Genomic DNA, 25,441 nt, shown 5'->3' on the forward strand with positions numbered 1-25,441 from the left:
GCACTCAGCGCGTCCGGTGGTGCAGACGTCCGACGGAGGGCCGGCGTTCGTGCCGCATGATCCATGCGTGGAGCGCGTCGTCGCCGATCGGGTCAGCAGAACGACGAGGGTCCGCCCCAGCCGCCGACCCAGGCCGCCACCCGGGGATCAGGCCGAAGCTGGTGGACGCCGTCGGCGACGAGCTGCTGCGTCTCGAAGGCATCGGGACAGCCCCAGCGTTCCTCACGCCGCCTGGCCCGCCGGGATCGCAGGCGGCCGAGCGACGCGCCGTCCGGGTCGACGAGCTCGACGGTGCCCACGTCTCCGGTGCCGAGGCGCGCGACGAGATCGACGATCCACGTCGGGTCGAGGATCACGACCGGACGGTCCAGCTCCCACGTCACTCGGGCGTCGACTCCGGCTGCTTCACCCAGGACGCGCGGGTCTGCCCCGAGCTCCTCAGCTCCGCCGTCCTCGAGGACGAACCGAGCCTGCGGGAAGGCGGCGAACAGCGAGTCCGCCGCGACGAACCGAGCGGCAGCCGTGTGGGCGCCCCGCAACCGCACCATGAGATCGGCCGCGTCCGACCACAACGCCCGCGGCGCGGACCCCGCCACCGGGATCGACGAGAGGAGCCGCATGGTCTGGGCGTTTGCGCGTTCGATACCTGAACCGTCGCGCTCGGCCCACTCGGGGCCGTCGTGCCAGGCCACCGCGGTCGGGACATGGGAGAAGACCGCTCCCGCCTGCCACATGCGGTGCGCCCACTCCCAGTCCTCACCGCCGTACGAGGTGAAGGACTCGTCGAATCCGCCGACCTCGTCGAACAGGCTCCGCGAGCATGCGATGACCGCGCCGATCATGAATCGATAGGAACGGTCGTCCGCGTCGCGCAGGTCCCGACTGCGCGCGTACTCCTCGGCGAGCCACGCCGGTTCGGCGAGCTCACGGCCGGTGGCCGCCTCGACGACCGGTGTATCCGGGGCGATCCCGCTGAAGTCGGCGTGACGCCGCCGCCCCACCGTGACCGCCTCGGGCAGCAGGGCGGGGAGCCGCGTGAGCGCGCGCACGTACCCCGGCTCGGGGACGGTGTCGGCATCGAGGAAGCACAACACCTCGCCGCTGCTCGCCCGCACGCCCAGGTTGCGGACGGCGGCAAGCCGGAACCCCTGGTCCTCCTGCCGGACGAGGATCACGTCGTCCGGCACCATCACGTCACCCGGGGAACCGTCGTCGGCGACGATGACCTCCAGGAGGTGACGCGGATAGTCCTGCGCGGCGAGGGCGTGCAGGGTCCGGAGCAGCTCACCGGGCTGGTCGTAGTGCGCGACGATCACCGAGACGCGTGGCAGCGGATCAGGACGGACGTCGTCGAGCGTGTCCCACCGGTTGCCGACGACCCACGGCTGGGCACCCGCGGTCACGCGTTACGCCACACGGAGAGCTGGGCCGCGAGCCGGTCGACGGCAGCGACGACGAACTCGGGGTGGGACGCATACCAATCGATGTGGGCGGCGCGCACCTCTGCATCATCGACCTCGACGCCATCGATGATCCAGTGGTCGCGGGGCTCGTCCGTCAGGGACCAGGCGTCGACGACCTCGGGTGCGATGGGCGCGCGCACCGCGTTGAGCAAAGGGCGCCCGGGGTCGGTGACGCCGCCAGGGGCCCCCAGGACGTCGAGGACGCGGGCGCCGAGCGGCAACCAGATCGCATTCCCCGGGTGGTTGACGGTGCGCGCGTGGTCGGCGGTGACCGAGTCGAAGAGGTCGGACACCGGCACGTCGGTCGCGGCCTCGCGTCTCCGCAGTTCCTCGACGGAGGCTCGGCCGATCGCGCGCACGGCGTCCGGCTCGAGCGCAGACACGACGGGGATGCCTGCGGCGGCCGCGAGCGTCCGGACGTCGTGGTACGCCACGATCGGCGGGTTCTCCTCGACGCCGGGGACCCGGACGGCGGCCTGGAACGGATGCAAGCCCCCGAACCGCACCGGAGTCACCGTCAGCACACGGCCGCTCGTGGAGGCTGCCACCTGACGCGTGCCGAGCGGCAGATCGTGGTAGTCGTTCCGAATGGGTTGCGACACCACGGTGTGCGCAGCGCCGACCACCTCGTGCAGCCGCTCCGCATCCTCGGGGGTCATCTCGTGCACGGCCGGCACGCGCACGAACCGGCGGTCCGGTGCATCCATGACGGTGCGCAGGGATTCCGCCTGGCAGTTGCCGAGCACCACCCCGAAGTCCGTCGGCAACGGAGCGAGGCCGTAGAACTCCGCGTAGTGCCTGCGGCGTGCCTCGATCGGCGACCCGGCGGGTGCAGCGGTCGTACCCGGTTCCAGGGTGTGGCTCATGCCTCGACGGTATACCGTCGCCGAGCGTAGCGCGGTCCTGCCACATCGGGGTTGCGCCGGGACGCCGAGGTCTGCGATCAGCGCCGGACACGCGCGTCAGCATCGCACTCGATCGGGCTGGCGCGGCACGCTGGCGGCACGGCGCGGCCTCATGACGGTGATGACGGTCTGCAAGAATGGGCACATGTCGTCCGCCCGCTCGACCCGCACCCTTCGTGGTGTGGTCGCCGCGGCGTTCTCGACCTTCGTCGCACTCCTCTCGCACGTCGCCGGCGGCGGCACCATGCCCGGAGCACTCGGCCTCGTCGTGCCACTCGTGTTCTCGACCGTCGTCTGCGTCCTGCTCGCGGGCAGACGGCTGTCGATCGTCCGTCTGTCCGTCTCCGTCGCGGTGAGTCAGGTCCTGTTCCACACGCTCTTCGTCCTCGGCACCGCGCAGGGAACCACCTCGACGGCGACGCCGAGCGGACATCTCTCCCACGGATCACCGGTGATCCTCGACACGTCGTCGATGCCGATGATGCACGACGTGCACGGCGGTGCCGGCATGTGGTTCGCACACCTCGTCGCCGGCCTCGTGACCATCGCCGCGCTCCATCGAGCCGAGACACTGCTGTCGACGGCCGGAGCCATCAGGGAGTTCGTCCTCGCACGGCTGGTGCCCGCGGTCCTCGCGGCCCTGGCGTCGCCGGTGCTGCCCGCGCGGGTGTTGCCGCAGCATTGCGTGCCGATCCGGCGCCCGCTCGGTGTGTATCCGGAGACGACCGCCTTGCGCGGGCCTCCGGCGCTGTCCTTCCTCTGAGATCACGGCACGACCTCACTGAGCTGCGCGCTCGGTCGATGGTCACCGCTGCGTGCGCGTAGGACGCTTCCTCGACGACGACGCTCCAACCTTGGTCGTCCCGATGCGCCGCGCACCGGCGGAGTGCCACCATTTCCGCCGCTCGGTCCTGCCCGGCGCCCCTTCGGGCGCGATCGCGGGCTCGCCGGGTGAGCTGTGCCGCAGGGTTCGTCCACTCGAGCCCGCGGGGAAGGAGCCACCTCCCGTGGCAGAAACAACCATTCCGTCGAACGCGCCCGAAGCCGATCCGAGTAGTCAGCGAGGCCCGTCGCCCGTCCTCGTGCCGATCCGTGCACCTGAAGCCGTCATGCTGGCCGCGTTGCCGGTGGCGGTCGGCGTGGCGCTCTCCGCGCTGCAGTTCACCGGTGCGTTCACGACCGGCACGCTGCTGTCGGATCCGGGGGTGATCGTCACTCGCGGTCTGCCGGTCGCGAGGGTCGTCCACGATGCGGCCGCGTCGGTCACGATCGGCCTGCTCATCGCTGCGACCTTCCTGCTGCCAGGGCAGCGGATCCTCCCGGGTGTCGTCTCGTTCTCGCAGTCGAAGGCGATCCGCTGGGCGGCCTGGGCGGCCTCCGTCTGGCTCGCGGCGGGAATCGCGGTGCTGGTGTTCACCGCGGCGAACTCCATCGGCGTGCCGGTGTCCTCACCGACGTTCGCGAAGACCTTCCTGTTCTACGCGACGGAGCTGGAGCTGGGGCAGACCCTGGTGCTCTCGCTCGCGTGCGTGCTGGTGGTGTTCTGCATCGTGCTCCTCGCCAGACGTCTGGCGTGGATCGCGGCCGCGAACGCGATCGCCGTCTTCGCGCTGCTTCCGCTGTCCCTGTCGGGTCACGCGGCAGGCTCCGACGAGCACGGCAACGCGGTCAATTCGCTCGCGATCCACCTCATCGGCGTCACCGCCTGGGTCGGCGGTCTCGTGGCCGTGATCCTGCTCCGTCGGAAGGTCGGCGATCAGATCGGCGCGGTCGTCGCACGCTACTCGGTGCTCGCCGGTTGGGCGTTCGGTGCGGTGGCCTTCTCGGGCGTCGTGAACGCCTCACTGCGACTCGCGGGCCTGATGGACCTCCTCACCCCCTACGGGCTGCTCCTGGTCGCGAAGACCGTCGCCCTCGTGCTGCTCGGACTCGCCGGCGTGTGGCACCGGCTCCGGCTCATCCCCCGCCTGCAGGCCGAACCAGGGAAGCGGTCGACGTTCATCCGGCTCGCGGTCGTCGAGGTCGTCGTCATGGCGGTCACGATGGGCGTCTCGGTCGCGTTGTCGCGCAGCCAACCGCCGGTGTCGCAGGAACCGGTCGCCGACGACGTCCGCCGCCGGCTCCTCGGGTTCGCCTACCCGCCGGAGGTGACGCCACTGCGGATGTTCACCGAGTGGCACGTCGACTGGATGTGGGCCGGCCTCGCCGTGGTCGGTGCGGCCTGGTACCTGTGGGCGTTCCGTACGCTCCGGCGCCGCGGCGACGCCTGGCCCGTGGTCCGCCTGATCGCTTGGCTGGCCGGCTGCGCGGCGCTGTTGTACGCGACCAACGGTGGCCTCGCCGTCTACGGGCAGATCCACTTCAGCACGCACATGCTGCAGCACATGGCGCTCATGATGATCGTGCCGCCGCTGCTCGTCCTGGGCGGCCCGATCCTCCTCGTACTGAGAACCCTGCCCAGTCGCACCGACGGAGGCCGAGGCCTCCGGGAGTGGATCCTCGCCGTCGTGCACTCGCGGTACCTGCGGCTGCTGTCGAAGCCGGCCGTCGCAGGAGTGCTCTTCGCCGGGAGTCTGGTGGTGTTCTACTACACCGGTTGGTTCGAATGGGCGATGCTCGCCCACCAGGGTCACATCCTGATGACGGTGCACTTCCTCGCCACCGGATACCTGTTCTTCTGGGTCCTCATCGGCATCGACCCGGGTCCGAACCGCCCGGCCTACCCGTTCCGGATCATCCTGCTGCTCGCGACCCTCGCCTTCCACGCCTTCTTCGGACTCGCGATCATGTCCAGCGCCACCGTGCTCGCGGAGGGGTGGTGGACCGCGCTCGGCTACACGAACACCGCATCGCTCCTCGCCGATCAAGCGGTCGGCGGCGGTATCGCTTGGAGCGTCGGCGAGATCCCGGCCGTCCTCGTCGCCCTGATCGTCGTCTCGCAGTGGGTACGGAGCGACGAACGTGCCGCGAAACGCTACGACCGCCGAGCAGAGCGCGACGGGGACGCGGAACTCACCGACTACAACGCCCGCCTCGCACGCATCAACGACCACGACCAGGCCCCTCGAAAGGACCACCCGTGACCACACACGCACCGGCCCATCTCCACGCCGATGGACCTCCCCAGAAACCGGACCGCAGCCGCGGCTGGTTCCCGCAGTTGCTGCTCCGCCTCCACTTCATCACCGCGATCTTCGTCGGACCGTTCATCCTCGTCGCGGCGACCAGCGGCGCGCTCTACGCCCTGACCCCGCAACTCGAGCAGCTCGTGTACGCCGAGCAGCTCCACGCGCCGGTAGCCGACGAGTATCTGCCGCTCGCAGACCAGATCGAAGCTGCGAACGCGTACACGAAGGACCAGGACACCGTCGTCGCCGTGCGCCCCGCACCGAACCCCGGCGACACCACGCGCGTCATGTACACCGGTGACGGGCTCGGCGAGAGCGAGACCCGCGCCGTGTTCGTCGACCCCGCCACGGCGCAGATCCGCGGCGACCTCACCGCCTACGGCACCAGCGGAGCCCTACCGCTGCGCACCTGGATCGACCAGCTGCACCGCAACCTGCACCTCGGCGAGGTCGGACGCCTCTACAGCGAACTCGCCGCCTCCTGGCTCGGTGTCGTCGCCCTCGTCGGCCTCGGCCTCTGGATCGCCCGCATCCGCACGGCCCACACCAAGCGGGACTTCGTTCGCCCGAACAACCGAACCAAGGGGTACCGGCGCATCCTCTCCTGGCACACCTCCACCGGCATCTGGCTCCTCGTCGGCGCACTGTTCCTCTCCGCCACCGGCATCACCTGGTCCCAATACGGGGGCGGCAACGTCGGAACCATCCGCGCCGCCTTCGACTGGTCCACCCCATCCGTCACCACCGACCTCAGCGGTGAGTCCACGCCGGCCGATGAGCACGCCGGCCATGGAGGCGCCGCGGCTCCCACATCCGATCCCGAGACGGTGACGGCGAACCCTGCGACATTCGACGCCGTGCTCTCCGTCGCCCGAGAGGTCAACATCAACACGGGCCTCGTCGAGATCACGCCACCGGCCACCGCGGGAACGGCGTGGGTGGTGCAGGAGATCCAGCGCAGTTTCCCGACCGAAGTCGACGCGGTCGCGATCGACGGACGGACGATGCAGGTCACCGATCGGGTCGACTTCGCGGACTTCCCCCTCGCCGCGAAGCTCACCCGATGGGGCGTCGACACCCACATGGGCTCCATGTTCGGCCTCCCGAACCAGCTGCTCCTCTTCGCCCTCGCGTCCGGGATCGTCGCCATGGTCGTCTGGGGCTACGTCATGTGGTGGCAGCGACGACCGACCCGCGAGCCTGGACGGATCGTCGGCCGGGCCCCGGCACGCGGAGCGCTCGGCCGTGCACCCTGGTGGGGCGTCGCCGCGGTCCTCGTCGTCGCGGCCGGTATCGGCACACTCCTGCCGCTCCTCGGCCTGAGCCTCGCCGCCTTCGTCGTGGTCGACGTCCTGCTCGGACTCCGAGCCCGCCTACGATCGGCCGAGACCGGTTGATCGCTGAGGAGCGATGAGGAGAGGTCGCGCTGGGCGGATTCAGGCGGTGACGACCGCGATGACGAGCAGCACGACGGTCGCCGCAAGCACTCCGAGGGACACGGCCCGCGTACGGCTCCGGTGCGCCGGCGGCACCGCCAGCGGTAAGGAGACTGCCATGACCAGCCCGGCGAAGAGTGCAATCGGGGTTCCGAAAAGCAGGCTGTAGCCGTGGACGTCGCGATCGTCCCAGCCGAACCGGCTCGACACCACCATCCAGATCGCCAGCAGGAAGACGATCGCGGCCGCGGCGCCGACGATACCGGCGATCACCCGGAGGATCACGCTCCACCGGGTGGTCGCCTGTCGTTCTTGCGGGAGGGCCATACGGCCACCCTAGAGCGGAAGCCGAGGCGCCGGCCAGACCGACGGAGACGGTCGGTCTGCTCAGAGCGCCTGAAGCCGCACCCGTCTTCGGATCAGATGACCTCCGCCGACCGGCTCCTCGCGGCGTAGACGGCGGGGGTCACGGAGAACCGGGTGCGGAACGCCCCGATGAAGCTGCTCACCGACTCGTAGCCGACCGCTGGTGCGACGTCCTGTACGGCGGCACCCCGTGCGAGCATGCCCGCGGCAGCATGCAGGCGCACGCGGACCCGCCACTCACGGAAGGTGCACCCCGTGCCTTCCACGAACGCCCGGCCGATCGTCTTCGAGCTGACACCCGCCGCCGAGGCCCAGTCGTCGAGCCCGCGCGGGTCGGCGGGGTCGGCCATCAGGGCCGACGCGATGGCACGCGCGCGCGGTTCACGGGGCATGGCCAACGCCTCATCGTCGCGAGCCGCGGCCGAGAGCAGATCGATCAGCAGCGACCAGCATCGCCATCGCCGGCGCCCGGTCGGGTCGGCGTCGAGCAGGTGCGCCAGCAGAGCTCCCGACAGCTCGTCGACCCGGACGGTCCGTGCGCCGTTCCAGCGTCCGCCGTGAGGGCGGAGCACCGGGTCGGCGTAGACGCTGATGAGCTCTCCGGGCTCGCCGAAGCTCATCTCGTGCACCATCCCCGCGGGGATCCAGGCGAGATGCTCTCGCCGCAGTCGGCGGCGATCGCCGAGGACCGACACCTCCATCGCGCCGGAGTTCATCCACGCGAGTTGGTCCTCGCGGTGCGAGTGCTCGTCGAACCGTGTCGTCGCGTCGACCCGCGATCGGGAAACCCGGAACTCCCCCGATGTCGCTTCGGGGTCATCCAGTGGGCCGAGGAGCCTGATCCCGCCGTCCGAGTGATCACGACCAGACATCCAGCTGTCTCCATTCGACAAGTTCTGTCCACTCAGCGCGATAGCGCGAAGCGATTAGGCAAGGCTAACCTGACTGTCGTCATCCCGCCAGCCGAACCGATGAAGGACCCCATGATCGTCCCGAAGCACCACCGCGCCCCGAGCGCGAGGACCGCTCGCCTGCTTGCCGCGGTGAGCGCGCTCGCCCTCGTCGGCGTCGCGCTCTCCGCATGCTCGAGCGCCGCGTCGACCACCGCCGAGAACCCGAACTACACGACCGAGCCGAGCGACTCGTTCCCGGTGACGATCGAGCACGAGTACGGCGAGACGGTCATCCCCTCGGAGCCGCAGCGGATCGTCGTGGTCGGCCTGACCGAGCAGGACATCCTCCTCGAGCTCGGTGTCACACCGATCGCGACGACGGAATGGTACGGCGAGCAGCCGTATGCGGTGTGGCCGTGGGCGACGGATCTCCTGGGCGATGCCGAGCCGACCGTCCTCCGCACGACCGACGGGTTCGAGTACGAGAAGATCGCGTCGCTGCGGCCGGACCTGATCATCGGGACGAACGCCGGCATGACCGAGGAGAACTACGGGAAGCTCGCGGAGATCGCGCCGACCGTGACCAACGAGGAGGGCGCGGGACTCTACTTCGCGGATTGGCGGGACCAGACCAGGATGGTCGCCCAGGCCGTGGGGCGCTCGGCGGAGGGCGAAGCGCTGATCACGGGCGTCGACGAGGCCTACGCCGCGGCGGCGGCAGCGCACCCGGAGTTCGCGGGCCTCACGGCGACCTTCTCGCAGGGTGGGCCGTGGGATGGCAACCTGTGGGTCTACCCCGACGGCCTCAACACCGACTTCTTGACGGATCTCGGGTTCACGATCACGCCCGGGTTGCAGCAGTACGTCCCGAGCGAGGGCGGACAGGCGCAGATAGCCGCCGAGAACATCGGCGTCATCGACGCGGACGTCATCGTCTTCGCGACGGAGTCCACGGATGCCGTCCAGGAGGTGCTGGGCTTCGGCACCACCTCGAGTCTCGACGCCGTGACCGGCGGACACGCGGTCTTCACCGACGGCGAGCTCGCCGGTGCGATCTACTTCCTCACCCCACTCAGCCAGAAGTACGTCCTCGAGCAGCTGGTGCCGCGCCTGGTGGACGCCGTCGCCGGCACAGCTCCGCAGAGCGTCGACGGCTGACCCGTCGGTGACCTCGCGCACCCCTCGCGGGCGCCGTTCGCTGGGGCTCGGGATCGCGGTCGCGGCACTCGCGACCGCGATCCTGCTCAGCGTCCTCGTGGGGTCCCACCCCGTGGGCCCGACCGACGTCTGGCGGGCACTCACGAGGCCCGATGGCTCCGTCACCGATCTGGTCGTCCTCGATCTGCGGATCCCCCGCACCGTGGCCGGACTCGTCGTCGGTGTCGGGCTCGGCGTCTCGGGAGCACTCATCCAGGGCCTCACCCGAAATCCCCTCGGTGATCCGGGCATCCTCGGTGTCGACGCGGGCGCGGCGCTCTTCGTCGCGATCGGTGTCCTGCTCGGCGCTCGCACGCCCGTGCAGTATCTGCCGTTCGCGTTCCTGGGAGCCCTGGTCGTGACGGCACTCGTCTACGTGATCGGCTCGGCAGGACGCGGTGGCGCGGATCCCGTCCGGCTGACCCTCGCCGGCGTCGCCCTCGCTGCGGTGCTCAGCGGCATCACGACCGCGATGATGCTCCTCGATCCGGTCACCTTCAGGCAGCTCCGCGGGTGGAACGCCGGAACCTTCGTGGAGCGCGGCTTCGACGTCATCCTCCCCGCACTCCCCTTCGTCGTCGCGGGCGTTGTCATCGCACTGTTCAGTGCTCGATCGCTGAACGCCCTCGCGCTGGGCGACGATCTCGCCTCCTCGCTCGGCACGCGCCTCGTGAGCACCCGCGTGCTCGCCATCGTCGCGATCACCCTGCTGGCGGGTGCGGCGACCGCGATCGCCGGGCCGGTCGGCTTCGTGGGTCTCATGGTGCCGCACATCGCGCGCTGGATCGTCGGTCCCGACCAGCGGTGGATCGTTGCGTACTCGATCCTGATCGCGCCAGCCGTGCTGCTCACCTCCGACGTGATCGGTCGCGTGATCCTCTGGCCGAGTGACGTCCCGGTCGGAATCGTCACCGCGTTCATCGGTGCGCCCGTGTTGATTCACCTCGTGCGGCGCGCGAAGGCGAGCGCACTGTGACCGGGGTCGAGACGGGACCGCGCATGGTCGTGTGGCGTCGGCGATCCCTCTCCGTCCGCGTCCGGCTGCGCACGATCGTCGTGTGCGGCGTGTTCTGCGCGGTCCTCTTCACCCTGGCGCTGCTCGCGTTGTGTCTCGGCGACCTGCCACTGTCGGTCGACGAGGTGGCGTCGGCGTTCCTCGGAGGGCCAGGCGGTCTGGTGCAGACGGTGGTGCTCGAGTGGCGCCTGCCACGGGTCCTCGCCGCGCTGCTCTTCGGAGGGGCCCTCGGACTCTCCGGCGCGATCTTCCAGTCCCTCACCCGCAACCCACTCGCGAGCCCCGACATCATCGGGCTCACCGCGGGATCGTACGCGGGCGGTCTCATCGTGATCATCGTGATCGGTGCGGGGGCCGGGTCGGCCGCCGTCGCGGGTGGTGCCATCGGCGGCGGGCTGATCGCCACAGCGCTGGTCTACCTCCTCAGCTACCGTCGAGGCGTCCAGGGCTTCCGTCTCATCGTCGTGGGCATCGGTGTCTCCGCCATGCTCGAAGCGCTCAGCTCCTACCTCGTGCTGCGGGCGAGACTCGAAGTCGCGATGCTCGCCACGGTCTGGGGTGCCGGCTCGCTGAACAGCGTCGGTTGGGCGCAGCTCCTCCCCGCCGCTGTCGTGATCATCGCCATCGCCATCGCCCTCGGTCCGCTCGGCGGATCACTCCGACAGCTCGAGCTCGGCGACGACGCGGCGAAGGCCCTCGGATCGCGGGTCGAACGTTCGCGGCTCGGTCTCGTGGCGTGCGCCGTCGCGCTCACGGCTGTCGTCACGGGCGCTGCCGGACCCATCGCGTTCGTCGCCCTCGCCGCCCCGCAGATCGCGCAGCGGATCGCCCGCACCGCCGGCATCGCACTGGTGCCGTCCGCCCTGCTCGGGGCCCTCGTGCTGCTGGCATCCGACATCGTCGCGCAGCACCTGTTGCCGACGTCGCTGCCGGTGGGGGTCGTCACCGTGATCGTGGGTGGCGGCTACCTCGTCTGGCTCCTCGTTCACGAGATCCGCAGACGCTCGTGACCGTTCTGTCGTGAGGACCGGGGATACCCCCTCACCACATCGATCGGCGGCCCTCTAGCCTGATGCCGAAGAGCCGACGCAGCCCACGCGACGGCGGAAACGAGGCACGATGTCGCTCCCTCCCGCCCCCGATCCCACTCGAACCACGAAGCGCTTCATCCTCGCCGCCTTCAGCTTCGTCGCGCTGATGGCGTCCGGCGTCGGAGTGGTCGCCTGCTCGATCGGCCTCGCCGACACCGGCCATCCCGCCATGATCGTCGGGCTCGCCGGAAGCGTGCTCGGCATCGCCGCCGCCTTCGTCGTGATGTGGACGGCCCTGCGCGCCGAACGCTGACGCCTCCAGAGCGTTCAGGTCGGGAACGGCGAGGCTGATACGCTCTCGCAGGTCTGCGTTCGCGTCGCCACCCGGGTCGTGACCGGGGTCAGGGACGTGCTCATACGCAGCGGGGCGTGAGGAATCGCAATGAGCATGGAAAGCGCGGCCTGGAGCTCGCTGTACAAGATCTCGACCGCCAAGGACGGCAAGCACGGCATCTCCCGTGAGTCCGTGCGGCGCATCATGACGTTCGCGGTGCCCTACCGGGCCAAGCTGTTGGTCTTCATCGCCCTCTCCGTCGTGGGAGCATTCCTCGCGGTCGCGACGCCGGTGCTCGCCGGCCAAGTGGTCGACGTGATTGTCGCCCGGGGCGAGGTGTCCACGATCGTCCGTCTCGCCGTCGTCATCGCCCTCGTGGCCGTGGCGGACGCCGCCGTGTCGCTCGTGACGCGCTGGTATTCGGCGCGGATCGGCGAAGGCGTGATCCTGGACCTCCGCACCGCCGTCTTCAACCACGTGCAGCAGATGCCGATCGCGTTCTTCACCCGCACCCGGACGGGCGCGCTCGTCAGCCGCCTCAACAACGACGTGATCGGCGCGCAGCAGGCCTTCAGCGGCACGCTGTCCGGCGTGATCACGAACCTCGTGGCCTTGATCCTCACGCTGATCGTCATGCTCAGCACGTCCTGGCTCGTGACGGTCCTCGCCGTGGTGATGCTGCCCATCTTCCTGGTACCCGCGCGCCGCATGGGTAGCCGCCTCGCCGCGCTGCGTCGCGAAGCCGCCGACCACAACTCGGCCATGAGCACGCAGATGACCGAGCGCTTCTCAGCGCCCGGTGCCACGCTCGTCAAGCTGTTCGGTCGACCGGATCAGGAGGCCGAGGAGTTCCGCGTCCGTGCCGCCCGCGTCCGCGACATCGGCGTCCGGACGGCGATGCTGCAGTTCGTCTTCTTCACCGCACTGATGCTCGTCTCCGCCCTTGCGCTCGCCCTCGTGTACGGCCTCGGCGGTTCCCTCGCACTCGCCGGGCAACTGGACACCGGTGAGGTGGTCACCCTGGCGCTCCTGCTCACCCGCCTCTACGCGCCGCTGACCGGCCTCGCGAACGCTCGGGTGGAGATCATGAGCGCGGTGGTCAGCTTCGAGCGCGTCTTCGAGGTGCTCGACCTCGAACCGCTCATCCAGGAGAAGCCCGACGCCGTCACCGTCGCCGATGGTCCGGTGTCCGTCGAGTTCGACGACGTCCACTTCGCTTACCCGTCCGCGGACAAGGTGTCCCTCGCCTCTCTGGAAGAGGTCTCGACGCTGGACACCCGCGGCGGCGAGGAGGTGCTGCACGGCGTCTCCTTCCGGATCGAACCGGGGCAGACCGTCGCCCTCGTCGGCTCGTCAGGAGCGGGTAAGTCCACGATCGCGCAGCTGCTGTCGCGGCTGTACGACGTCGACGAGGGCGCCGTGCGTCTCGCGGGGACGGACGTCCGCGATGTCGCCTTCGCCTCCATGCGACACACCCTGGGCATGGTGACCCAGGATGGCCACCTGTTCCATGAGACCATCCGCTCCAATCTGCGTCTCGCACGGCCGGAGGCGTCGGAGGACGAGGTGTGGGACGCCGTCCGCCGCGCGCGGCTCGAGCCGCTCATCCGGTCCCTGCCGGACCAGCTGGACACCATGGTGGGCGAGCGTGGCTACCGACTCTCCGGTGGTGAACGCCAACGGATGACGATCGCGCGACTGCTCCTCGCTCAGCCGCGCGTCGTCATCCTCGATGAGGCGACAGCGGCACTGGACTCGACCTCGGAGGCCGCCGTGCAGGCGGCGCTCAGTGAGGCGCTCGAGGGCCGGACGGCGATGGTCATCGCGCACCGGCTTTCGACCATCCGCAGCGCGGACCTCATCCTCGTGGTCGAGGAGGGCTCGATCGTGGAGCGGGGCACGCACGAGGAGCTGCTGGCTGCCGGCGGGCGGTACGAAGAGTTGCACCGGACACAGTTCGCCGTCCAGAAGAACCTGGCAGCGGATGAGGAGACACCGAGCGGGACCTGACCGCGGTCGCCCCGTCACGCCCCCGGGCCGATGGGTTACCGGAGACGCCTGCGCAGGAGCAGGGCGGCGCCGCCCGCGAGCAGGCCGGCAGCGACGACGCCGGCTCCGCCGAGCTGCCAGCCCGTCAGCGCCAGGTCTCCGTCAGCGGAGGGTCGTGCTGCGGCCGACGGGCTCGGCGACGCGATCGCCCCTGCTCCAGGACCTCCCGAGGGCGGGCCAGCGGTCGGAGTCGCCGTCGGAGGGACCGGCTCGACTTGGGCGCCGGGCACCGACCAGGTTCCCGCAGCGAACGTGACGGGCAGGGTCGCCGCCGTGACCACCGACGACGGGATGCCCGACTCGAGGACGAGGCACTCGAGCGCGAGGGTCGCGTCGCCCTGTTCGACGCCGCCGTCCACGACCTCCTGGAACGAGATGGCCATCGGCACCTCGACCGGCTGCCCGGCGGCCACCGTGACGGTCGGAGACGTGACGACGGTGATCCCTCCCGCCGTCACGGAGAGTCGGGCGGCGTCGTCCGCATCGGCTGGGCAGCCCGCGGCGAGCACCGCGGAGCCGAACGACGGGACGGCGCGCGCGTCACCTGACGTGACCGCGGCGCCGGCGGTGTCGCGCAGCGTGAGCGGTGCCGGGGCCGAGGCGGCGACGGCAGCACCGGCGCCGGCGAGGCAGAGGACCGCGCTGGCGCTGAGCGCTGCCGTGACGAGCAGGGCGCGCCCTGCGGCACGGAACGGAGAACGGCGGATGACGGGGACAGTGGCAGACATCGGGACCTTTGGTGGGTGCGGTGGGCCTCCGGGACGGGGATACCCGGCGACGCCAGGACTCTCGCCGATGCAGATGAATGGGTCGTGAACGCCGGGCGTCACCCACGGCACCGGCCGTTGGGCCGAGGTTCACCTCCGCTGCCTACGATCGGCGCGTCCGTCCGATGAAAGTGATGCCATGCCCTTCGATCCTCGCCCCGAGCAGCCCGCGCCAACCGGTGGCGCATCCTCCGTGCCCGAGGAGGAGCGGGGCGCATCGGGCCGTCCCGGCCTCTCCCGCCGGTCCTTCCTGGGGGCTTCCGTCGCGGCAACGGTCGCCGTGGGAGCGACCGCTCAGGGGCTCGGGAGCGCGGCGCCCGCCCAGGCCGCGTTGCTGCCGTCAGCGTCGGCAGTCGTCGACCCGGACGCGCTCTCCTGGCTGGTGTTCGACCACCACGTGCACTCGGTCTACTCGCACGACGCCAAGTACCCGATGACGACGATCCTCGACCAGGCGCAGCGCTTCGCGGTCGACGCGATCGCCTTCACCGAGCACAGCAACAAGGGTCATGCCAACGTCGGCGGGGTGTTCAACGCGGCACGCGAGATCGACACCGCGCGGGCGGCGCGGCCCGACATGCTCGTGCTGCAGGGGCTCGAGTGGTATATCCCGGGAGCCGAGCACGCGACCGTTCTGATCGCGCCCGGGCCCCAGACGACCCTCGTGCTGCGCCGCTTCGAGCTCGACCACGACGGCAAGCTCAACGGATGGGAAAAACCGCGCCCTGGCACCGAAGACGCCGCCGAGTGGCTCGTGCACGCGACCGACGGGATCGCCTGGCTCGGCGCCCAGAAGCGTGCAGGCGTCATCGACGACGTGATCGTCCTGGCGAACCACCCGAGCCGCCTCGGCATCGACTCGCCCAGTGAGCTCCGTGCCTGGCAGGACGCCGACCCCGAGGTGTTCGTCGGCATGGAGGGCGCTCCCGGCGCCCAGGCCGGAGCGATCGCCGCGAACGCGACCGAACGCTCACGGCGTGGCGAGTACGAGAACGCCCCCAGCGAGTTCTCGTTCCCCGGCTACCCTGCTGAGGCCTATCTGACGCACGGCGGCTTCGACTGGACGACGGCCGTCGTCGGCGGCGTGTGGGACTCGCTGCTGAGCGAGGGACGGCGCTGGTGGATCACCACGAACAGCGATCTGCACCTCAAGGAGTCCGACGCGACCCGCGTGGGCGATTTCCCGACCGGGCCGGGCTGGGAGGCCGGGGCGACGCTCGCGAACTTCAACCGCGCCGGCCGTCGGCCCGACCCGATCGCCACGGACACGCCCCAGAACGGCGCCGACTTCTGGCCGGGCGAGTTCAGTCGGACGCACGTCGGGGCCGTCGACCGGTCGTCCGCCTCCCTGCTCGACGCGATCCGCGCCGGCCGAGTCTGGGTCGACCACGGGCACCTCGTCGCCGGACTCTCCGTCGTGCTCCGCGCCACCGACCAGCCGGAGACCGTCGCCACCTTGGGCGGGACCCTCACCGTCGCAAGCGGCACCGCCCTCGAGCTCGTGGTCGACGTCACGCCCACGACGACGCCCACCTCGCGGGGCACGACGCCGAGACTCGCGCACCTCGACCTGATCCGAGGGCGCGTCACCGGGCCCGTCGCCGACCGTGACGAACAGCGCGCACCCGGCACACGAGTCGTCGAGATGCTCGACGTCGCCGACCGCAGCGACTCCCCGTTCCGTGTCGTGGTGCCGCTCGAGCCTGCCACTGAGGACGGCTACGTCCGCCTTCGCGGCAGCGATGGCCAGGTGCACGGGGTCGGTCCGCTCGGCGCCGAGGTCGACCCGCGGGCACCCCAGCCGTACCCGGTCTCCCCAGCCGACCCCTGGGCCGACACCTGGCTGTACACGAATCCGATCTTCATCAGCGTGACCTGAGCCCCACGCTGATCCTTCGTGCAGACACGAACCACCAGATCGATCCTGGGCGGCGCGTTGACCAGTTGAGACCGCCTTCCCTATCGGGCGGCGGCTTCGTAGCGCGGATCGCGGGCGTAATCCTCCAGGCGCAGATCGAGCGCCTGCCGAACCTGCAGAGGTGCGTCGTCACCGATGAGCACCCGAAGGCGGCGATCGTCGGCTGCGGCTACCCGCTCAAGAATCACTGCCGCGGCATCGCGTGGCGCTGTTCCGCCTGCTGGTTCGTCCTGAGATGGCCAGGGGACCATGGCTGTCCCGAACAACTCGCTCCGCTGCGCGTCGTAGTCGTCTAGCGGCGAGCTGAATCGCATGCTGCCACCCGCCCAATCCGTTGCGAGGGCTCCCGGCTCGATCAGAGATACGCGGATGCCGAACCGCTCGACCTCAGCGGCCATCGCCTCGCTGAACGCTTCCAGACCCCACTTGGTGGAGTTGTAGAGCCCGAGCATCGGCATCGTTCCGACCGCGCCCACGCTGGAGATCTGGACGATATGGCCGGTTCCTTGGCGACGCATGATGGGGATGACGGCCTGGCTCAGCCAGACGGGGCCCAGCAGATTGGTGTCGATGATCGCGCGCGCGTCCTCCTCGGTCGCCTCTTCGATCGCGCCGACGAGTCCGTAGCCGGCGTTGTTCACGAGCACATCGATGCTTCCGAGCTCGTCGACCGCACGCAGCACTGTGGCCTGTGCCGCCGAGCGATCCCGCACGTCGAGGTTCAGCACCGTCAGGCGATCGCGTTCGGGTAGCGCACGCTCTCCTCTGACGGTTGCAACGACGACGTGTCCGGCTTCCAGGGCGGCGTCGACGAGGGCGCGACCCAGGCCGCGATTGGCTCCGGTGATCATCCAGGTCTGCGGTGAACTCATATCCCCAGCGTACCGCCAAACTGGACGTTCCGTCTCGTTTGCTCGGGTATCGTATGGACATGGCTCGCGATCGAACCCGTGTGAAGGTACATGCTGCCACGTTGTCGCTGGCGCTCGACGAGAGCGCGACCGGGGCGCTCACGATGGAGGGAATTGCTGCGCGGGCGGGCGTCAGCAAGCAGACCGTCTATCGGTCGTGGCCGTCGACCGGGGCAGTCCTGTTCGATGCGCTCCTGGCGCGCAGCGCCGACGAGACCGGTCGCGTCTTGGTGCCGAACTCTGGCGATCTGGCGCGCGACCTCCTCACGATGGCTACGGGGATGATCGCGGAGCTGACCGACCCGGTCGAGGAGGCTTTGCTGCGCACCGTCACGGCCGACCTGCAATCGGATGCAGCTCTCGCCGCGCAGTACCGAGAGCTGCTGCTGGAGCCTCAATTGAGCGCGATCTCCGCTCGGCTCGATGAGGCCGGGGTGCCTGCGCCAGGCGACGTTGCGGAGCTGTTCGTCGGACCGATCTTCTACCGCTGGTTGCTTCGCACTCGGCCGTTCGATTCGGAATGGGTCAGCGCCCACGTGGGGCGCATCATACGGAGCTGTGAGCCGTAGCGAGCGTCCGGCCTTCGTTTGCGGGACGCTGCGGCGGCCCGTACGATCGAAGGGTGCATTTGTACTTCCTCTGACGGTTGAGTGAGGCCCACCGCGCTCGTTGAGTCATCCGAGCCTGCGGCGGCCGCTCGTTCCCGACCCCTCGCGGGTCGCCGTCATCTGCGCACCCTCCCCGCCGCTTGCGGCGACATCGGTGCGTCGTCTCGAAGGATTCGAATGCTCATCCCGACCAACCGACTACCGGCGCGCCAGCGCGCCCAACTCATCGCTTCTGACGTCTCCGTGATGCGCGGCACGACACGTGTCCTGAACCACGTCGACCTCACCGTCACCGCTTCCTCCCGCATCGCTGTCGTCGGGGAGAACGGGCGCGGGAAGTCCACACTGCTCCATGTGCTCGACGGCACACTGATTCCTGACGCCGGCACGGTGTACCGCACCGGAACGCTCGCGGTCGCAGTACAGGACATGTCCGCAGAGGATGACCGCACCGTGGGCCAGACCATCGCGGAAGCGATCTCCGAACCTCTTGCAGCTCTGGCGTCCCTCGACGAGGCCGCCCGTGCGCTCTCGGCCGGCGGGGCCGGCACTGATGAGCGTTACGCGGCCGCGTTGAAGCATGCCGAAGGGCTCGATGCCTGGGACGCCGAACGGCGGGTGCGAAGAGCACTGGACGCCCTCGACGCTGAAACCGATCCGGCCAAGCTGCTCGGTGACCTCTCTGTGGGGCAGCGGTATCGGGTGCGCCTGGCGTGCCTGCTCGGCGCAGATGATGACCTCCTGCTGCTCGACGAGCCGACGAACCACCTCGACCGATCCGGCCTCGAGTTTCTGAGCTCGCAGCTCCGAGCCCGTGCCGGCGGGGTTGTCGTCGTCACGCACGATCGCGCGCTGCTCTCAGACGTGGCAGAGACCATCGTCGACCTCGACCCCACGCCTGACGGTCGAGCACGGGTGTACGGCAACGGGTACGCCGGGTATCGCGAGGGTCGGACGGCCGAGCGGGAACGGTGGGAACAGGAGTACGACCGGCAACGAGCCGAGCAGGCTCGCCTGCAGAACAGCCTCACCTCCGCGCAGAACCGCCTTGTCTCCGGGTGGCGACCGGAGAAGGGCACGAACAAGCACGGTCGCGCGACCCGTGCGGGCGGGCTCGTGCAGAGCGTCCACCGCCGACAGGAACAGCTCGAAGCGCACGCCGTGACCGTGCCGGAACCGCCCCTGCACTTCCGGTTCCCCGATCTGCCGACCAGGACCGGCGCGGCCCTGCTGAGTGCGGAGCGCGTCAGCGTCGCCGGCCGATTCGCGCAAGAGGTGTCGTTCTCACTCTCGCACCGCGGCCGCCTCGTTGTGACCGGCCTGAACGGGGCCGGCAAGTCGACCCTGCTCGCCGTGCTCGCCGGCGAGCTGCGCCCCGACACCGGTTCAGCGCGGATGCCACAGAGCGTCCGTCTCGGCTTCCTTCGACAGGAGACGGCTCTGCCGCTGCATCGGCGGGCGAGCGAGGTCTTCGCCGAGCACGCCGATGCACTGGAGGTTGCTGGGATCCTCAACGCCTCCGAAGCGATCGGGCTCTCGCAGCTCGGACTCCTCCGCGGCCGGGAGTCGAGCAAACGCATCGGCGAACTGTCGATGGGACAGCAACGCCGACTCGACCTGGCGTTGGTGCTCGCGGCGAAACCCCACGTCCTGTTGCTGGATGAGCCCACCAACCACCTGTCGATCGCGCTCGTCGACGAACTCACCGACGCCCTCAGAGCGACGCAAGCAGCCGTGGTGATCTCCACCCATGACCGGCAGCTCCTCCGCGACGTCGACGACTGGCCGCCGCTGCGCCTTCACGCGATGACCGAGGGTGAGGCACAGGCATGAGCAAGAAGAATCCTGCCGCCCATCGCGCGCTGCGCCCCCTCGCCAACCGCGACTACCGACTGTTGTTCGCAGCCGTCGGTATCGAGGTCTTCGGCACCGGCATGTGGACCATCGTCATGGTGTTCCAGGTGATTTCCCTCGACGACAGTCCACTGGCGTTGTCCGCTGTCGCCATGGGGATGAGCCTCGGCCTGTTCTCGTTCTCCATCCTCGGCGGGGTCGTCGCCGACCGGTTCTCGAAACGGCGCATCATCATCACCGTGCAGGGATGCACTGCCGTGGTCATGGCCGCGGTGGCAGCCCTGTCCCTCGCCGGGACGATCGAGCTGTGGCACGTCGGGGTCGCCTCGTTCGCGATGGGCGCCGGCAGTGCGTTCTTCTACCCCGCGTACAGCGCCTATCTCCCCCAAGTGCTCCCTCCCCGAGCAGCTCCTCGCCGCGAACGGCCTCGAAGGAGCGCTGCGCCCCTCGCTGGGGCAAGGCCTCGGGCCTGCGCTCGGCGGGATCATCGTCGGCGCGTTCTTCCCCGCGATCGGCGCGGTGATCGTGACTGCGTCCTACACGGTCGCATTCGTCATCGTGCTCTTCCTCAGCCGACGCCACGAGACAGCCGACCCCGCGACGCCTGCCGAGAAGACGAACGCGTGGGACGACCTGCGCGCGGGCGTCCGCTACGTCTCCCGTACTCGGTGGCTGCGCTGGACGCTCTTCTTCGGATCATCGCTCGCGCTCATCATCCAGGGGCCGATCGAAGTGCTCCTGCCATTCCTCACCCGCGACCGATTCGACGACGCGGGAGCGACGTTCGGGATGCTCCTGGCAGCGTTCGGAATCGGCGGGGCGGTCGGCTCGCTTGTTGTCTCCTCGTTGAGACTGCTGCGCCGCTACCTGACGTTCATGATCCTCTGCTGGGGCGGCGGAACACTCCCCCTCGTCCTGCTGGGCTTGACCGACAACCTGGCGCTGATGTTGGCAGCACTGTTCGTCGTCGGCGGAGCAACCGGGTCGGGCGTCGTCATCTGGGGCATCTTGCTGCAACGCCTCGTCCCGCGGAACATGGTCGGTCGAGTCGCAAGCGTTTCGATCGCATTCATGCCCGTCTCGATTGCGATCGCAGGTCCGCTGTCGCTGATCGTCCCCGCGGAAACGATCTTCGTCGTCGCGGGAGTCGTACCGCCCGCACTGGCCCTCGTGGCACCCACCGCGGGACGGATGCGCAGCACCGAACGACAGCTACCGCTCGACGCCTGACGGTGGGCGGATGGTTCTGCTGCTGCCGGAGCTTCCTCTGGTGGGCCCTGCCGGGATCGAACCGACGACATCCAGGGTGTAAATACTCCCGTGTCGGACGGTTCCCCGTGTTTCCGGGCTTCAGTGCTCGCCCAGAGGCCCCGTTAGGCACTCGCATTGCAGAGTGAGGCGACGCCTCGGTGACGAGCCGTGATCGCGTGAGGCGCCCACTGTCACCTTCAGCGACTTCTCACGGCAGCACTCGGCCGATGCGCGCACTTTCGATGTCCCCTTCGCCGCTGGTCAGGCGATGCGGCTTCCCACCCAGCGCCATTCTGGACAGAACACCGGCCACATCCCGACCCACACGATCCTCATCAAGCTCACGAGCGGACGGTGCCGACCAGACTGCACCCGGAGCACTCGAACCAGACCAGACGAACCGCACACAAGCTGACCGCACCGCCCGATAGCAACTACCAAGTGCCCGCCCCGAGGTACCGATGCATCCATTGCCTAGCTCGTGCACGACTGCGATGTCCTCGGATTTCCACCGGCACGCATCTCGTCGACGTTCAGCGGAGCGAGCCACGGCAAGCTCCATATGACGGCAGAATCTCCGCACTGTCTCCGCATGCGCCTTCGGGACTTCTGTGGACGCTCGCAAATCTGATCGGACGGCGCGTGTTCGCTGGGTCTAGGCTCCGAACAGGTCATCACCCGACGAGAGCCTGCATCGGATGGCTAGGGTCCGGAGAGACAGCGGGGCAAGAGTCTCCGCGCCTGAACCAAGTGGCCCGCCCTTCAGCGTTGAGCGGCGGGTCATCTGTTTCACCAGCGCCGGTGATTCTGGGCAACACGAGCGGAGCAATGATGCACATCGAACGGTGGTGGCCGAAACTCAAACCCACCACCCGGCAGTACCTGATCGAGCACAACGGGCTCCTCGTGCCCGCGGACGCACGAGCAGAAATCCTCAGCGTCGGCGGGCACCTCACCTCCGGTTCCTCCTGGGTGACGAGCTGGCCAGACGGCTACTACTTCCCGGCCGCGACCACACAGTGGATCGCTTCCCTGACCCGAGAAGCGACCGTCGACCCCGGCACGCTCGCATAACGCTGGAGCGGACAGGCGGCGGGGCGGCACGCCCGAACGTGCCGCCCCGAAAACCAGAGCAGCGGCACACGCGGAACCCGAATCCGTACTGGCAACACTGCCCCGGTCGGGAGCGATAGTAGGCCTGCCACACACGGGGCGCAAGGAGCTGTTGCTACCGCGCACCAATACCGGGGACCAAGCCACCGAAGGCTACCCAGCGGGTGTCCGTAGCGCTGAGAACGGCTCCTGGCCAACACGCGGGGGCGTGTGACCAGGAACCTGCGACAGGCGGGGGGGCCTGTCGCGCCCAGCGTAGCTCTCAGCACATCCCGGGCCGTCTCTAGACCCGTTGTGCATGGGGCCAGATACGTGTGCCGTCAGCGTCGTCAGACCTCGAGCTGCGCGCCGGAACTCGTCGTGGCAATGGCCTGGCGGTACGCGGCGATCTTGCGTTCCAGCGCGGCCAGGTGCCGCTGAACCTCGGCCTGTCGCTCGAGGACGGCCGCGTGGTGCTCTTCGAGGAGGGCCAGTCGTTCGGCATCGTCAGCGCCGGCCCGGTACGCGGCCGCGTACTCGCGCATCTCCTGGACGCTCATCCCCGTACCGCGGAGCATCACCGTTCCGGCGAGCCAACTCAGCGCAGCCGTGTCGTACCGACGCCACCCGTCCGGACCACGGCCGGGCGCGGGTGCGATGCCTTCCTTCTCGTAGTAGCGGATCGTGTCGACCGTGATGCCGAGTAGCTCAGCGGCGACGCTGATCGTGACAGGCTCGTCGACGTGGACCTCGGGAAGCAGCATGCCCTGAGTCTGCCACTTGACATGGTGTGCGCACCAGGGTCGAGAGTTAGGTCGTCCGGGTCGACCCGGCGGTGAACGGAGAACGCACATGCAGCAGATTCCTCTCGGCTCCCACGGCCTCGTCACATCAGCGCTCGGACTCGGGTGCATGGGGATGAGCGCCTTCTACGGCGGCGCCACCGAAGCCGGCTCCGTCGAGACCATCCGCCGCGCACTCGACCTCGGGATCACTTTGTTCGACACGGCAGAGGCGTACGGGCCGTTCGAGAACGAGCAGCTGCTCGGGCGAGCTCTCGGTGCCGACCGGGACCGGGTCGTCGTCGCGTCGAAGTTCGCCACAGACTTCACCGACGACGGCACCCCGATCGGCCTTGACGGGTCCCCGGAGCACGCCCGCCGCGCGATCGACCGGTCGCTCGGCCACCTCGGTACCGACCACGTCGACCTATGGTACCTGCACCGCGCCGACCCGAACGTGCCGATCGAGGACACCATCGGAGCGATGAGCGAAGCCGTCACCGCAGGCAAGGCTCGATACATCGGCGTCTCAGAAACCTCAGCAGAAACCCTTCGACGAGCGCACACGACGTTCCCGATCACCGCGATCCAGTCCGAGTACAGCCTCTTCGAACGTGACGCCGAGCACAATGGCGTCCTCGAAACCGCCTCGGAGCTCGGCATCGGGTTCGTACCGTTTTCCCCGCTCGGCCGCGGCTTCCTCTCCGGCACCCTCACCCGGAAAGACGACCTGCCCGAGGGTGACGCCCGCCGGAACCTTCCCCGGTTCTCAGACGAGGCCATCGACGCGAACCTGCGCGTCGTCGACGCGCTCGGGGTCATCGCCGACGAGAAGGGCGTCACCACCGCGCAGCTCGCACTCGCGTGGCTCATCCAAGCTGGCGTCGTCCCGATTCCCGGAACCACGAAGGCGTCCCGGGTCGAGGAGAACGTCGCCGCCGCGGACGTTGTGCTCACCGCCAGCGACCTCGAACGGATCGAGACGGCCTCACCGCACGGTGTTGCCGTCGGCACCCGCAATACCGAGGCGGGGATGGCGCGAGACCGCGGCTGACCCATACGCACATCCCTGCGGCACCGACCAGGTGTCGCGGGTTGTTTCGGTGACCGATAGCCGGTCCTCGTACGGAGATCCGACTGCGGATCTCGACGCCACTCTTCCGCCGGCGCCGAGCGTCCCGCTTGCCCCGCCCGGTGAACCTGCCCGATGAGGTGACCCATCTGACTCACTCTGTGGGTCTCGGAAAGGTGCAGAGTTGCGAGACATGGTCCGTCGTCGGGCCTGGCGACCATGGGCGCGGAATCCTGGGGTGACCGTGCTCTATGCGGCGGTACGTACGCCGCGGCAGGAGGCACGCCCGTCGTCCGAGACTACGACGTGCCATTCCGCTTCACCGGCCTGCTCCACAAGGTCGTCGTCGACATCGTGGCCGACTAGCCAGATGGAGACGATGCTCCGGATCCCGGCGGGATCGTTCTCAATGGGATCGACCGAGTTCTACGGCGACGAGTCACCCGTCTGTGTGCGGAACGTCGGTGAGTTCGACCTCGACAGAGCTCCGGTCACGAACGACCAGTTCGCGGCGTTCGTCGACGCCACCGGATACGTGACCGTGGCGGAGCGAACGCTCGACCCGCTCGACTTTCCCGGCGTGGATCCTCAGGGCCTGCTTCCGGGCGCCATGGTGTTCCGAAGCACGCCTGCCGGTCGATCTGACCGACTGGTCTCAATGGTGGACGTGGGTTCCGGGAGCATCGTGGCGCCGTCCCGAGGGCCCGTCGTCGGAGATCAGCGGCCGGGAAGCACACCCCGTCGTGCAAGTCGCGTTCGAGGACGCCTCCCGGTATGCGGCCTGGGCAGGAAAGCGTCTGCCCACAGAGACGGAATGAGAGTACGCCTCCCGGGGCGGACTCGTCGGTGCACCGTACGCCTGGGGCGATGATCCGGATGTCGAGAGCCTCCTGGCGAATCACTGGAACGGGAGATTCCCGTCTCTCAACGCAGGTGCGCGTGGTTGGGTCGGTACGTCTCCCGTCGGCACCTTTCCCCCGAACGATCACGGCCTCCTCGACATGATCGGCAACGTCTGGGAGTTGACCACCGACTTCTACACGGCACGCCACCTTCCTCCGGAATCGGAAGACTTCGTCTCGGGAGAAGGACGGAAGACACTGGTCGCCACCAGCAGCGTTGAGATCGGATCGAACAGTTCGCGGCGGGTACTCAAAGGCGGCTCGCACCTGTGTGCACCCGAATACTGTCGACGGTATAGGCCAGCTGCCCGCTCCCCTCAGACCGAGGACACTGCAAAAACGCACATTGGCTTCCGATGCGCACGAACGGTCGAAGGGGCGCGTACGTCGGACAACTTCGGACAAGAGCTCGGTGATCCTGTAGGGCACCCATGAAACGCTTGCTGACCAGGACACCCGCCTGGAGG

Annotated in this window: 21 protein-coding genes and 2 pseudogenes; 16 read left to right on the forward strand and 7 right to left on the reverse strand. The window is 69.1% G+C overall.

Annotated elements, in window-relative coordinates:
* Window positions 1–92 precede the first annotated feature (92 nt).
* Window positions 93–1,403, reverse strand: a complete 1,311-nt coding sequence (locus ITJ62_RS08510) for a glycosyltransferase (protein WP_194600966.1) — start codon at window positions 1,401–1,403, stop codon at window positions 93–95.
* Entirely contained in the window at window positions 1,400–2,329 is a 930-nt protein-coding gene (locus tag ITJ62_RS08515; protein WP_194600969.1) for a WcbI family polysaccharide biosynthesis putative acetyltransferase, read from the reverse strand. Before ITJ62_RS08515 ends, ITJ62_RS08510 begins: the two co-directional genes overlap by 4 nt.
* Before the next feature lie 184 nt (window positions 2,330–2,513).
* Between ITJ62_RS08515 and ITJ62_RS08520 the strand changes: the two genes are divergently transcribed.
* The 3 genes from ITJ62_RS08520 (at window position 2,514) to ITJ62_RS08530 (ending at window position 6,893) form a co-directional block, all read left to right on the forward strand.
* The gene (locus tag ITJ62_RS08520; protein ID WP_194600972.1) at window positions 2,514–3,131 is read left to right on the forward strand and encodes a hypothetical protein; all 618 of its coding nucleotides are present in this window, start codon (window positions 2,514–2,516) and stop codon (window positions 3,129–3,131) included.
* A gap of 244 nt (window positions 3,132–3,375) precedes the next feature.
* Window positions 3,376–5,451 carry a cytochrome c oxidase assembly protein gene (locus tag ITJ62_RS08525; RefSeq protein WP_370581871.1) on the forward strand — a complete coding sequence of 692 codons (2,076 nt, stop codon included), beginning with the start codon at window positions 3,376–3,378 and terminating at the stop codon, window positions 5,449–5,451.
* Window positions 5,448–6,893, forward strand: coding sequence for a PepSY-associated TM helix domain-containing protein (locus ITJ62_RS08530; protein WP_194600974.1), 1,446 nt, complete (start codon window positions 5,448–5,450; stop codon window positions 6,891–6,893). Before ITJ62_RS08525 ends, ITJ62_RS08530 begins: the two co-directional genes overlap by 4 nt.
* A 39-nt stretch (window positions 6,894–6,932) precedes the next feature.
* On the opposite strand, the gene ITJ62_RS08535 is transcribed toward ITJ62_RS08530, so the two are convergent.
* Window positions 6,933–7,259 carry a hypothetical protein gene (locus ITJ62_RS08535; protein ID WP_194600977.1) on the reverse strand — a complete coding sequence of 109 codons (327 nt, stop codon included), beginning with the start codon at window positions 7,257–7,259 and terminating at the stop codon, window positions 6,933–6,935.
* A 92-nt stretch (window positions 7,260–7,351) separates the two neighbouring features.
* Window positions 7,352–8,170 carry an AraC family transcriptional regulator gene (locus ITJ62_RS08540; RefSeq protein ID WP_194600980.1) on the reverse strand — a complete coding sequence of 273 codons (819 nt, stop codon included), beginning with the start codon at window positions 8,168–8,170 and terminating at the stop codon, window positions 7,352–7,354.
* A gap of 111 nt (window positions 8,171–8,281) precedes the next feature.
* Between ITJ62_RS08540 and ITJ62_RS08545 the strand changes: the two genes are divergently transcribed.
* The 5 genes from ITJ62_RS08545 to ITJ62_RS08565 all read left to right on the forward strand — a co-directional run bounded on the left by ITJ62_RS08545 (window position 8,282) and on the right by ITJ62_RS08565 (window position 13,778).
* Entirely contained in the window at window positions 8,282–9,349 is a 1,068-nt protein-coding gene (locus ITJ62_RS08545; RefSeq protein WP_194600984.1) for an ABC transporter substrate-binding protein, read from the forward strand.
* 7 nt (window positions 9,350–9,356) lie between these two features.
* Complete coding sequence (locus tag ITJ62_RS08550) at window positions 9,357–10,364, forward strand: iron chelate uptake ABC transporter family permease subunit (RefSeq protein WP_194600987.1); 1,008 nt, start codon at window positions 9,357–9,359, stop codon at window positions 10,362–10,364.
* Window positions 10,361–11,413 (forward strand): FecCD family ABC transporter permease, encoded by a 1,053-nt coding sequence (locus ITJ62_RS08555; protein WP_370581872.1) that lies wholly within the window; start codon window positions 10,361–10,363, stop codon window positions 11,411–11,413. The genes ITJ62_RS08550 and ITJ62_RS08555 overlap by 4 nt, the downstream gene beginning before the upstream one ends.
* A gap of 109 nt (window positions 11,414–11,522) precedes the next feature.
* Window positions 11,523–11,747: a hypothetical protein gene (locus ITJ62_RS08560; RefSeq protein ID WP_079705792.1), complete on the forward strand. Its 225-nt coding sequence runs from the start codon at window positions 11,523–11,525 to the stop codon at window positions 11,745–11,747.
* 129 nt (window positions 11,748–11,876) lie between these two features.
* On the forward strand, window positions 11,877–13,778 hold the full coding sequence (locus ITJ62_RS08565) for an ABC transporter ATP-binding protein (protein WP_194600990.1): 1,902 nt from the start codon (window positions 11,877–11,879) through the stop codon (window positions 13,776–13,778).
* Window positions 13,779–13,813: 35 nt separating this feature from the next.
* Here ITJ62_RS08565 and ITJ62_RS08570 read toward each other — a convergent pair whose 3' ends face one another.
* The gene (locus ITJ62_RS08570; RefSeq protein WP_194600993.1) at window positions 13,814–14,545 is read right to left on the reverse strand and encodes a hypothetical protein; all 732 of its coding nucleotides are present in this window, start codon (window positions 14,543–14,545) and stop codon (window positions 13,814–13,816) included.
* A 178-nt stretch (window positions 14,546–14,723) separates the two neighbouring features.
* Here ITJ62_RS08570 and ITJ62_RS08575 point away from each other — a divergent pair, with 178 nt between their 5' ends.
* Window positions 14,724–16,463 carry a PHP domain-containing protein gene (locus ITJ62_RS08575; protein ID WP_194600996.1) on the forward strand — a complete coding sequence of 580 codons (1,740 nt, stop codon included), beginning with the start codon at window positions 14,724–14,726 and terminating at the stop codon, window positions 16,461–16,463.
* Window positions 16,464–16,543: 80 nt separating this feature from the next.
* Here ITJ62_RS08575 and ITJ62_RS08580 read toward each other — a convergent pair whose 3' ends face one another.
* Window positions 16,544–17,374 (reverse strand): SDR family NAD(P)-dependent oxidoreductase, encoded by an 831-nt coding sequence (locus tag ITJ62_RS08580; RefSeq protein ID WP_228498127.1) that lies wholly within the window; start codon window positions 17,372–17,374, stop codon window positions 16,544–16,546.
* Window positions 17,375–17,433: 59 nt separating this feature from the next.
* Here ITJ62_RS08580 and ITJ62_RS08585 point away from each other — a divergent pair, with 59 nt between their 5' ends.
* The 4 genes and pseudogenes from ITJ62_RS08585 to ITJ62_RS08600 all read left to right on the forward strand — a co-directional run bounded on the left by ITJ62_RS08585 (window position 17,434) and on the right by ITJ62_RS08600 (window position 22,200).
* Window positions 17,434–17,982, forward strand: coding sequence for a TetR/AcrR family transcriptional regulator (locus ITJ62_RS08585; RefSeq protein WP_194600999.1), 549 nt, complete (start codon window positions 17,434–17,436; stop codon window positions 17,980–17,982).
* Between the two features lie 216 nt (window positions 17,983–18,198).
* Complete coding sequence (locus ITJ62_RS08590) at window positions 18,199–19,854, forward strand: ABC-F family ATP-binding cassette domain-containing protein (protein WP_194601002.1); 1,656 nt, start codon at window positions 18,199–18,201, stop codon at window positions 19,852–19,854.
* Window positions 19,851–21,105 (forward strand): annotated as a pseudogene (locus ITJ62_RS19305) (MFS transporter). Before ITJ62_RS08590 ends, ITJ62_RS19305 begins: the two are co-directional and overlap by 4 nt.
* 849 nt (window positions 21,106–21,954) lie before the next feature.
* Complete coding sequence (locus ITJ62_RS08600; RefSeq protein ID WP_194601005.1) at window positions 21,955–22,200, forward strand: hypothetical protein; 246 nt, start codon at window positions 21,955–21,957, stop codon at window positions 22,198–22,200.
* A 368-nt stretch (window positions 22,201–22,568) separates the two neighbouring features.
* Here the strand turns inward: ITJ62_RS08600 and ITJ62_RS08605 are convergent, their stop codons facing one another.
* Window positions 22,569–22,982, reverse strand: a complete 414-nt coding sequence (locus ITJ62_RS08605) for a MerR family transcriptional regulator (protein WP_194601008.1) — start codon at window positions 22,980–22,982, stop codon at window positions 22,569–22,571.
* 88 nt (window positions 22,983–23,070) lie between these two features.
* Between ITJ62_RS08605 and ITJ62_RS08610 the strand changes: the two genes are divergently transcribed.
* From ITJ62_RS08610 to ITJ62_RS08620, 3 genes and pseudogenes are all read left to right on the forward strand, one after another.
* The gene (locus tag ITJ62_RS08610) at window positions 23,071–24,054 is read left to right on the forward strand and encodes an aldo/keto reductase (RefSeq protein WP_194601011.1); all 984 of its coding nucleotides are present in this window, start codon (window positions 23,071–23,073) and stop codon (window positions 24,052–24,054) included.
* Window positions 24,055–24,291: 237 nt separating this feature from the next.
* The gene (locus ITJ62_RS08615) at window positions 24,292–24,438 is read left to right on the forward strand and encodes a hypothetical protein (RefSeq protein WP_194601014.1); all 147 of its coding nucleotides are present in this window, start codon (window positions 24,292–24,294) and stop codon (window positions 24,436–24,438) included.
* Window positions 24,439–24,442: 4 nt separating this feature from the next.
* Window positions 24,443–25,409, forward strand: a pseudogene (locus ITJ62_RS08620) (formylglycine-generating enzyme family protein).
* The last annotated feature ends 32 nt before the right edge of the window (window positions 25,410–25,441 follow it).

Source organism: Plantibacter sp. VKM Ac-2876, assembly GCF_015350715.1.
GTDB lineage: Bacteria > Actinomycetota > Actinomycetes > Actinomycetales > Microbacteriaceae > Plantibacter > Plantibacter auratus.